Origin of the sequence: Xenorhabdus mauleonii, assembly GCF_900113945.1 — a bacterium.
Lineage (GTDB): Bacteria > Pseudomonadota > Gammaproteobacteria > Enterobacterales > Enterobacteriaceae > Xenorhabdus > Xenorhabdus mauleonii.
In genome coordinates this window covers 1-3,542 of sequence record NZ_FORG01000067.1, presented here as the reverse complement: position 1 = coordinate 3,542, position 3,542 = coordinate 1, and the positions used below count along the sequence as shown (strand labels likewise).

The window sequence follows — 3,542 nt, the reverse complement described above, 5'->3', positions numbered from 1 at the left end:
TACAGCGACTGGGCAATCGTCAGTACCTGACCGGCCCCCATGCCCCACTGGCGGGAAGCCACCTGCTGGAGTGTCCCCAAATCAAAACAAAGCGGTGGCGGGGTTTTCTCCCGTTTCTGAATGAGTTCCGTCACCACAGCATGTTGTGTCTGTTGGCAGGCTTTAACCACACGATGTGCGATATCCTCCCGAATACAGCGTTTTTCTTCATCACACGCATCGGGGGCGGGCAGCCATTTGGCCCGAAAGGCAATATTGTCTTTTTGCAATGTGGCCACCACCTGCCAGTAGGGCCTGGGTTCAAACCGGGCGATGTCATTATCACGGTTCACCACCAGTGCCAGTGTCGGCGTCTGTACCCGTCCGATGGACAGCACCTCACCAAATCCTTGTGCCTGCGCTTTCAGAGTATAGAGGCGGGTCAGATTGATACCCATCAGCCAGTCAGCGCGTGCCCGCCCCAACCCGGCCTGCCAGAGTGACTCGGTGTGCTCCCCCGGTAATAGCGCTGCCAGTGCCTGCCGGATACTGGTTTCATCCAGCGCAGACAGCCACAGCCGCCTGACAGGCCCGGTGAAACGGCAGAACTCCAGCAATTCGCGGGCAATCACTTCCCCTTCACGGTCGGCATCCGTGGCAATGATCACTTCATCCGCCTGTTTCAGTAACTGTTTGATCACCGCAAACTGCTCAGCGGTCTCTTTTTTCACCGTCCATTGCCATTGCGCCGGCAGTACCGGCAGAGGCGCCATCCGCCACGGCGGGCCGAATTGTTCGCCATAGTGCTCCGGGGCGGCCATTTCCAGTAAATGCCCGATAGCCCACGTCACGGTCACGTTCTGGCTCAAAAGACATCCCTGCCCACGCTGCTTCACACCCAACACACGGGCGATATCCCGGGCCTGAGAGGGCTTTTCACACAGATAAAGCTGCATATCACCCCCTGCCCGCATCCTGAACAACCGCACGCCGGCTCGGTGAAAAACCGGAACGCAACCGGCCCGACAAAATATCAGGCTCCGGCTCGCCCAGCCATTTAATGGCCTCAAGGCCGGCTGGTGTTTTTTCCTCAATATCCGCACGAGTCACCTTCAGAGGGCGGTAAGAACGCACCAGGCCATAAATCTGACGGATCACCCGGCTGCCGTTATGCAGCAACGCATCCCGCTCTGAACGGGAAATAAAACCGTAATGAAAGGCCTGAAAAGTTTTCATCGCCAGCTGGTCGAAACCGACCAGCAGCCAGACACAGCGGTAACCCAATGGTGAATGGCTGTAGACACCGATATTCAGCGGTTCAACGGAGGAAACCGCAGATAACGTAACGTGTTCCGGCAAAGCATTCAGCGTCTCCTGCAAGGTGGCAATACTCTGCTGAAGACTGGCCGATGCTGTTGCCAGAGCCTGCTCCAGCTTAATCAGCCAGCTGTCGGCGTAAGGGTTATCAGCAGCCGCATCTGCGCTGATAGTGCCCGCCCGTTTAATGACTTGCGGCATACCGATAATATCCGGGTATTGACGACGGCCAGTGAGATCTTCTTTTTTACGCCCTTCCCAGAGGCGGATGGCGTAGTGGGTATGCAGTTCAATGGATAATGCGGATTTCAGTGCGCCGGCACGACGGGGTGTTGGCGGTGCGGTTTTTTCGTCAGGCTCAGACATAAAGAGCAACTCCTGTTTAGGCAACTTATGTCTGTAGAACTATCAGAGGAAAAGCGGGGTTCACTCAACCCATAACCAGTTATCGGAAAAAGGAAAAATAAGCCATGTCATTCATTGTCAGAAATGCGATTTTCAGACGGTGCTGGCAACAACGGTTTGTTTGTTTTTTGAACTTTGTTGGCACTGCCAACAAAGTGTGTTTTTTAGACAGAGCTGGCCTTAATGGGCTTTATCAGATTCAGTCAGCCACCAGTGCCTTCCCTTAATCATATACATCAACCTGAAAAACAAGCAATCACCTCATTTTTCGAACCCGAGGGCTAAGGTTATTTCCTGAGGACGATGAAGAAAGCGTTAACCTTTTTATTGTCGCACCACATCGTTATGCCGTATCAAGGGATCAATGCTGTGTATTTTTTGAACTTTGTTGGCACTGCCAACAAAGTCTATTTTTTAGACAACATTGGCTTTAATGGACTTTACCAGATTCAGTGAGCCGCCAGTGCCTTCTCTAAACCATACACATCAACCTGAGAAACAAACACTCACTTCACTTCCCGAACCCGAGGGTTAAGGTTATTTTCTGATGTCGATGAAGAAAACGTTAACGCTTTTACTGTTGCGCCGCATCTTTATGCCGTATTGAGGGAACAATGCTGTGTGTTTTTTGAACTTTGTTGGCACTGCCAACAAAGTCTGTTTTTTAATCAATCTGGGTTTTGTTGATGCCTCGCCAGCGTCAGTCGCTGACGGATCTCTTTCACGACATTGCGCACATGGGCCTGGGAGGACGGTGAAACCGGGCATTCAGTTTCCCGGATGAACGCAGCCTGCGTTTTAGCAGAGCCGACCGTCGCAATAGTCGGTTCAGCCTGGGCATACAGTTTTCCCTCCCGTGCCCGTTTCATCATGGTCAGCAGCCAGCCGACCGGGTTGCCGATTTTGCCTGCACGCAGCGCTTTGTCCAGACAATCCAGGACGATTTGAGCCTGCTCAGCAGGCAGTGCCTGCAACTGGCTGGTCAGCATGGTGATATCTTCCGGCTCCAGTTGTCGGCAAAGTCCTTCTGGCAGAAAAATAACAGGCTGGGGATCTACGTATGTTTTTTTATTCACACTCTGTGTGAAAGAACGTACATAACGGTTCGGTTTAGTGGAATCGCTATAACTCGATGATTTTATACTGAGTTCGGAAACCGAATTCGGCTTAGTGGGCACCTCTTTTTGACTCAGTTCGGTTTCCGAATCCGGTGTCATTTCTCTGGGTTCGGTGTGCTGTTTGGCTTGTTGAAGGGCCTGCCTCATGACCCTTTGCTGTGGTGTCTGCACGGCATTCAAGCGCGCTTCCAGTAAACAGAGATGACTATGGCGATGGCGCATCATCGGATCTTCCTTAATGTCAGCCAGCACCGACCAGGCTGTCTGGCTGATCGTGCGATTTTTACTGCGACAGGCTTCTGCCACGGTATCCAGCCAATGAGGATCAAGCATTTCGGCATCACGGCAGGTCAGCGGCTCATCGTGTTGCGCATAGATATTCCCCCGCACTCGCCCGTGCTCATCCCGGATGCGCTTGCATAAACTCAGCCAACCGGTTATTCGCAACATCAGCAGAACCCGGCTGACGGTTTCACGCGAGGCCTTGCCTTTATAGGGTGAGGCCAGCAGCACCTGCAATTCATCGTAGCTGGGAAAAACTGCCCCTTCATTTTGTTGCGCGTACAGGCGGATCATCATCCAGCCCGTTTTATCCAATGGTGACAGGCGATCATCCAGTAACAAGCGACGGGGATAGGCATCCTGGATGTTTCCCATAAACAGCAGACCACTGCGCAGCTGCGAAACGTCATCGTCGCTGCGTTGTTCCAGACGCTTTTTCAT

Annotated in this window: 3 protein-coding genes; all 3 read right to left on the bottom strand. The window is 52.7% G+C overall.

Features of this window, described 5'->3' with window-relative positions; genetic code table 11:
• Positions 1-935, bottom strand: a 935-nt coding sequence (locus tag BM100_RS22045) for a DNA topoisomerase (RefSeq protein WP_244896547.1), incomplete at its 3' end; no start/stop codon positions are given.
• A gap of 1 nt (position 936) precedes the next feature.
• The gene (locus tag BM100_RS22040; protein ID WP_092514922.1) at positions 937-1,662 is read right to left on the bottom strand and encodes a PFL_4669 family integrating conjugative element protein; all 726 of its coding nucleotides are present in this window, start codon (positions 1,660-1,662) and stop codon (positions 937-939) included.
• A gap of 707 nt (positions 1,663-2,369) precedes the next feature.
• Positions 2,370-3,542: STY4528 family pathogenicity island replication protein (locus tag BM100_RS22035; protein WP_092514917.1), on the bottom strand; the 1,173-nt coding region annotated here is incomplete at its 5' end.